The organism is Streptococcus oralis (assembly GCF_001579025.1).
In the GTDB taxonomy this organism is placed as follows: Bacteria; Bacillota; Bacilli; order Lactobacillales; family Streptococcaceae; genus Streptococcus; species Streptococcus oralis_X.
On record NZ_KQ970235.1, the window covers coordinates 548,647 to 555,725 of the forward strand.

Sequence of the window (7,079 nt, forward strand, 5' to 3'; positions counted from 1 at the left end):
AACGTTTGATAATGAAGAGAACCAGGGGCAAGAAGGATTAACAAGGTCTACTCTTGACTTTAGCGGTTATAATGAAGAAACTTATCTGATCCGAAATGCGATTGAAAGTATTGTTAAAAATGATGATTACAGTCCAGAAGAACAAGAGCATCTATGGCGTCAGTTCTTTCATCAGTATCAGTATGATATGGACATTGTTCAATCCGTTTTAGAGGAAATGGATGTTTATATTTTTAACAAACCGGAGCAATTCTCTATCCTCATTCCCTTGCTAGAAGGCTATATACCTGACTTTAAGTACTGGAGCTATTACTATAAACTGAAGTATTGGAAAGTTAAAAGAGCTATAGCAGAAGAGGAAGGCAGTTCGCTTGAAAGCGCCCATGAAGCCACTGAAGAATTCTATTATTCTTATAAACTTTGCCAAGAAATTCTCCATGATTTTAACAAAGCAAATCAATTGAGCTCTTGGATAGAATTTTTCAAGCACCCCTATCTGAGCTTTATGGTCTTGGATCAAGTAAATCAGAATCGTCAAATAATCAAGAGCGTTCCTGTTTTAAGCTATATCCTTGAAAAAAACCGACAAGTCATATTTGAAGAGGATTATCCACTCTTGAATGACTTGGCTGATTACTTAGAAGAAGTAAAAGAGGAGCTGGGAGAAAACGTTGACTTTAGTCACTACTCTCTAGATAATCCAGATGAAGTTGAGGCAGCCTTCTATGAGTTGCTCCATGCTCGCTATCAAGACGAGTACAAACTGTTACGTGATTGGCAATACCTTTTTGAATCAGTTCAAGATCACACGCTCCTACTTGATTTGTTAGAAAAGGTGGACGTCTATCCTTTAACCAATGCGAAAGTGTTAGCTCTCGTTCTTCAATTTGTAGAGCGTTACAGTGATGAGGAATCAAATCCTTACCTGAAAAAACTCCATTTCTGGAAGAGTATCCATTCTTATCCTTCAGTGGTAGAGGAGTATGCACTTAACAAAAAAGAAAATTTTGATTACTGGTACAATGAAGGTTATCTTTATATAGATAAACTCACTAAGAACGATGAAGATATCAATGATTGGGATAAGTGGAGAAGCTACTTTAAAGGAAGACCACGCATTCTAACGGTTTTGCTTCAACAGATCTATAAGGAGTACCGTCGATTCACAGACGGGGAGCTCCTGAGATATGTTTTAGCTCCTTTTCCTACTTCTAAAATGGCTCCCCAAATGATGACGGAGGAGACAGACCAGAAACTAGAAGAGATGACAGTTTATGCCTATGAACTTAGTCATCCGAAGGCCAAGCTCTCTTATTTGGATTGGAAAAAAATACAAGTCTTTAAAAATAAGTTTCTTCAGTTTTTCTTTAGTCTATTTACGATTGTGAGTTTGATACTCAGTATTATAGAGCGACCGGGTTATAATTCATGGGTTCATGCGGGTATGTTTTCTCTCTTTTACGTCTATATGCTAAAATTAAGGAAAACACCGATTGAGGAAGGAGTGACTGCTAGGGGGGAAAAACGGAAATTCTACTACAGCCCCCATCCATGGTTCCTACTAATCTTGCTATTGACCCTCGTCATTCCATCCTTACCGTTTGGTCTCATTGGTGCCCTTATGTTTATTACATTTTTCAGCTTCATCGATGGTTTCCAAGTGAGTCAGGGGCTGAAGTGGGATTATTCTTTGGATAAGCTGATTCCTATCGGTATCTTTCTTTCTGCTGGTTTTCTTTCTGCTTTGGCAAATCAAAGCCAGACTATTTCAGGAGTTGCAATATCTTACTTCCATATTTTTGCAATCCTTGTGATTTGCTTGTCCTTTACAAGATTTAGTCCTGGATTTCCACCATCTCTGAAGAAAATCCTTCTTCCAGCAATCTTGGGAATTCTACTCTTTCAAACGTTGCCATATATTCACAGCCGTTTAGATATCTTTGATCCAACTATTCTACGAAATGAAACTCTGGCCATAACCGTTATCCTCTTGTTAAATGGAATCGCTTTGTCTTATTTTACAAAGGAACAAGGCTTCATGATTGGTGTGAAGAAGGTCTTTATGATTTATGGATTGCAGATCTTTATTTTCTTAAGAAGACTATTCAGAATCCTATTCGCACCAAATTCAGTTTTCGGTAATAACTATCATTACAAAGACTTACTAATCATGAACAGCGAATTTACGTTCTACTTCCTCGAGGGGCTTTTTATCCTGATCATGCTTTTCCTTATTCGCAATATACGCAAGGAAAATCGTAAAAGTGCTGCTTAGAATGAAAGCTTAGAGAAGAGGACTCTGGTTCAAGTTTCTAGTAAATTTTCCTGAATAAAGGTATAATAGAACTATTAAAACGAAAGAGGTAATGAAAATGGCTTCAAAAATGCTACACACTTGCTTGCGAGTAGAAAACCTTGAAAAATCAATTGCATTTTATCAAGATGCTTTTGGTTTTAAAGAATTACGTCGCAGAGATTTTCCAGATCATGCTTTCACCATTGTCTATCTAGGACTTGAGGGTGATGACTACGAGTTGGAGTTAACCTATAACTATGATCACGGTCCTTATGTAGTAGGAGATGGCTTTGCCCATATCGCCCTCAGTACACCTGACCTTGAGGCCCTACATCAAGAACATAGCGCTAAAGGCTATGAGGTTACAGAGCCCAAAGGCCTACCAGGTAACCCACCAAACTATTACTTTGTCAAGGATCCGGATGGCTACAAGGTCGAAGTCATTCGTGAAAAATAATCCAGTAAGATCAAGTAGAATGTTCGTTTTCTACTTGACTTTTTTACTTTGAAAGAGTATACTAATACAAATTTAACCTTTAAGGGGAGTCCAGAGAGACTCACAAGGTGTCAGATAAAAGGGATAGGGGACTCTTTGCGGAGACTTTTTAAGTGTGCGCATGAGTTCTGTCCTATCTCGACTGAGACCTTGCAATAGCAAGGTCTTTTCTTTATCTGGTCCCCTTAAAATTTAAGGAGGAAAATCATGAATCCCACATGTAAGAAGCGTATGGGTGCGATTCGTTTGGAAACCATGAAGGTGGTCGCACAAGAGGCAATTGCGCCAGCAATCTTTGAATTAGTTCTAGAAGGAGAGATGGTTGAAGCCATGCGAGCAGGCCAATTTCTTCATCTGCGTGTGCCTGATGATGCCCATCTCTTGCGTCGTCCTATTTCAATCTCATCTATTGACAAGGCTAAGAAGCAGTGTCGACTCATTTATCGGATTGAGGGTGCAGGGACCGCTATTTTTTCAACATTAAGTCAGGGTGATACACTTGATGTGATGGGACCTCAGGGGAACGGTTTTGACTTGTCTGACCTGGACGACCCGAGCCAAGTTCTCCTTGTTGGTGGGGGTATTGGTGTTCCACCCTTGCTTGAGGTGGCCAAGGAATTGTATGCGCGTGGGGTGAAAGTAGTGACAGTCCTCGGTTTTGCCAACAAGGATGCTGTTATTCTCGAAACAGAATTAACCCAGTATGGTCAGGTTTTTGTAACGACTGATGATGGTTCTTATGGCATTAAGGGAAATGTGTCAGTCGTCATCAATGATTTAGACAGTCAATTTGATGCTGTTTACTCATGTGGGGCTCCTGGAATGATGAAGTATATCAATCAAAGATTTTATGATCATCCAAGAGCCTATCTATCTCTAGAATCTCGTATGGCTTGTGGGATGGGAGCTTGCTATGCCTGCGTCCTAAAAGTGCCAGATAGTGAAACCGTCAGCCAACGTGTCTGTGAAGATGGCCCTGTTTTCCGCACAGGAACAGTTGTATTATAAGGAGAAAGTCATGACTACAAATCGCTTACAAGTTTCTCTACCGGGATTGGATTTGAAAAATCCGATTATTCCAGCATCAGGCTGTTTTGGTTTTGGTCAGGAGTATGCCAAGTACTATGATTTAGACCTTTTAGGCTCCATTATGATCAAGGCGACGACACTTGAACCCCGTTTTGGCAATCCAACTCCCAGAGTTGCAGAGACACCTGCTGGTATGCTCAATGCAATCGGTTTGCAAAATCCTGGTTTAGAAGCTGTTTTAGCTGAAAAACTGCCTTGGCTGGAAAGAGAATATCCAACACTTCCTATCATAGCTAATGTAGCTGGCTTTTCAAAACAAGAGTACGCTGCCGTTTCTCAGGGAATTTCCAAGGCAGCTAATGTAAAAGCGATCGAGCTCAATATCTCTTGTCCGAATGTGGATCACGGCAATCATGGACTTTTGATTGGGCAAGATCCTGATCTAGCTTATGAAGTGGTAAAAGTAGCTGTCGAAGCTTCTGATGTGCCAGTCTATGTCAAGTTAACCCCTAGCGTGACGGATATTGTCACTATTGCTAAAGCAGCAGAAGATGCAGGAGCAAGTGGCCTAACCATGATCAATACTCTAGTTGGTATGCGCTTTGACCTCAAAACCAGAAAGCCAATCCTAGCCAATGGAACAGGTGGAATGTCAGGTCCAGCAGTCTTTCCAGTAGCCCTCAAACTCATCCGCCAAGTCGCCCAAACAACCGACCTTCCCATTATTGGAATGGGAGGAGTGGATTCGGCTGAAGCAGCGATAGAAATGTATCTAGCTGGTGCATCTGCCATCGGAGTTGGAACAGCCAACTTTACCAATCCTTACGCTTGTCCTGATATCATCGAACATCTACCAAAAGTCATGGATAAGTATGGCATTAGCAGTTTGGAAGAATTACGCAAGGAAGTCAAAGCCAGTCTGAGATAAGCTAGTCTTTCCTTATCGTCAACAAGAAATAGAATCTTCATCAATTTGTAATATTTCCGTCGATTAACTATGTTACAATAGGGTTTAGAAAACGTTATTGGAGCATTTAAATGAAACGATGGAAAGTGGCCCTAGTAAGTGCTGGCTTATTGGGGTGTTTTTTTACTGTAGTGGAGACAGCAAAAGCAGAAGAGGGGACTTGGCAAGGAAAGACCTACCTCAAAGCAGACGGGAAACCAGCAACCAAGCAATGGCTTTTTGACCAAACGCATCAGAACTGGTTTTATCTTAAAGATAATGGTCAACGTGCAGAAAATGGCTGGTTGACAGTTGGTGGTAAAGATTACTATTTTAACGAAGCTGGAAAATTAGCTACGAAAACGTGGGTTGGCCAGTACTATGTGACTGAAAGTGGTGCTAAAGCAAAGGAACAGTGGGTATTTAATCAGGAAAAAGAATCCTGGTATTATCTAAAGTCTGATGGTCAGAAAGCTCAAAAAGAATGGATTCAACAAGGTCAAGAAAAATATTACCTTAAAGAAGACGGGAAAATGGCCAAAGATGAGTGGATCACTCAAGGTGAGAACCAGTACTACATCAATTCACAAGGTAAAATGCTGAAAAATGCTTGGCTTGGTAAAAGCTATATATCAGAAAATGGTAATAAGGTTAAACAAGCCTGGATTTATGATGACAACTATAGCAGTTGGTTCTACCTTCAACAAGATGGTACCTATGCTGAAAATAGGTGGTTAACTATAGATGGGAAGGACTACCATTTTAAATCAGGCGGTTATCTTTCTACTGAACGTTGGATTGATCGCTTCTATGTTGCGAAGAGTGGAGCTAAATTGAAATCGGAATGGCTCTTTGATAAGAATTATGATGCTTGGTTTTACTTGAAAGCTGACGGAACCTATGCCGAAAAAGGCTGGGAAACGATTAAAGAAAAAGATTACCATTTCAAATCAGGCGGCTATCTTTCTACCGAGCGCTGGATAGATCGTTTCTATGTTGCGAAGAGTGGAGCTAAATTGAAATCGGAATGGCTCTTTGACAAGAATTATAACTCTTGGTTTTACTTGAAAGCTGACGGAACCTATGCTGAAAAAGGTTGGCAAACCATCAAAGGCAAGGATTACCATTTCAAATCTGGTGGCTACCTCTCTACGGAAACTTGGATTGACCGTAATTATGTGACAAGTAGTGGATCAAAAGCTGGTAAAGGATGGCTCTTTGATAAGAATTATAACTCATGGTTCTATATCAACTCTGATGGAAATTATGCCAATAAAGAATGGCTCTGGGATAATGGTTACTACTATCTCAAATCTGGTGGTTATATGGCTGCGAGTGAGTGGGTATGGTACAAGAATAACTGGTTCTACCTCAAGTCAAATGGAAAGATGGCTGAGAAAGAATTAATCTACGATTCATCCGACCAATCATGGTACTACCTTAAATCAGGCGGTTATATGGCAAAAAATGAAACTGTGGATGGTCATACCTTGGATGCTTCTGGTAGATGGCATGTTGCGGATAAAACCAAATATTACAAAGTTAAACCAATCACTGCCTATGTCTATAGTGCATCTGGAGAAATCTTGAGTTACATTAACCAAGGAAGCATTGTTTCACTGGATAGCTCGACGCGAAAAGGCGGCCGACTTGCAGTTTCGATTTCTGGCTTGTCTGGCTATATGAATCAAAGTGATTTGACAGCAGTAGATGAAGGAAGCGAGTTTATCCCTCATTATACTAGTGATGGGAAATTCCTCTACCATGAACTCTCTCCATACACGAGTATCAAAGTAGCTCCACACACATCTGCTATGGTTATTGGTAAGAAGTACTACTCAACTGACGGGGAGCATTTTGATGGTTTTACCATTAAAAATCCTTTCCTCTATAAAAACTTGAGAGAACCAAGTAATTATAGTGCAGCTGAATTGGATAAACTGTATTCGATGATGAACTTGCAGGATAGTCCTCTAGCAGGTAAAGGAGCGACTTTCAAAGAAGCTGAGGAACGCTACGGTGTCAATGCCCTTTACTTGATGGCACATAGTGCCCTTGAAAGTGCTTGGGGTCGCAGTCAAATTGCCAGAGATAAGAACAACTTCTTTGGTATTGCTGCTTATGATACTAGCCCATATCTCTCAGCCAAGAGTTTTGATAATGTGGATAAAGGAATCCTTGGAGCGGCCAAGTGGATTCGTGAGAATTACATTGACTACGGCAGAGACCACCTTGGAAACAAGGCAACTGGAATGAATGTTCGCTATGCTTCCGATCCTTACTGGGGTGAGAAGATTGCTAGCATCATGATG

The 7,079-nt window shown here is 40.6% G+C and carries 5 protein-coding genes; all 5 read left to right on the plus strand.

The features are described from left to right. The coding region (locus SORDD27_RS02580) for a molecular chaperone DnaJ (protein ID WP_231069270.1) at positions 1-2,275 on the plus strand (2,275 nt) is incomplete at its 5' end. A gap of 97 nt (positions 2,276-2,372) precedes the next feature. Next, positions 2,373-2,753 carry a lactoylglutathione lyase gene (gloA, locus tag SORDD27_RS02585; RefSeq protein WP_061427150.1) on the plus strand — a complete coding sequence of 127 codons (381 nt, stop codon included), beginning with the start codon at positions 2,373-2,375 and terminating at the stop codon, positions 2,751-2,753. 246 nt (positions 2,754-2,999) lie between these two features. Next, positions 3,000-3,800, plus strand: a complete 801-nt coding sequence (locus tag SORDD27_RS02590; protein ID WP_061427151.1) for a dihydroorotate dehydrogenase electron transfer subunit — start codon at positions 3,000-3,002, stop codon at positions 3,798-3,800. Beyond that, on the plus strand, positions 3,763-4,749 hold the full coding sequence (locus SORDD27_RS02595; RefSeq protein ID WP_196755619.1) for a dihydroorotate dehydrogenase: 987 nt from the start codon (positions 3,763-3,765) through the stop codon (positions 4,747-4,749). The genes SORDD27_RS02590 and SORDD27_RS02595 overlap by 38 nt, the downstream gene beginning before the upstream one ends. A gap of 110 nt (positions 4,750-4,859) precedes the next feature. Beyond that, positions 4,860-7,079, plus strand: a 2,220-nt coding sequence (locus SORDD27_RS02600; protein WP_081103336.1) for a glucosaminidase domain-containing protein, incomplete at its 3' end; no start/stop codon positions are given.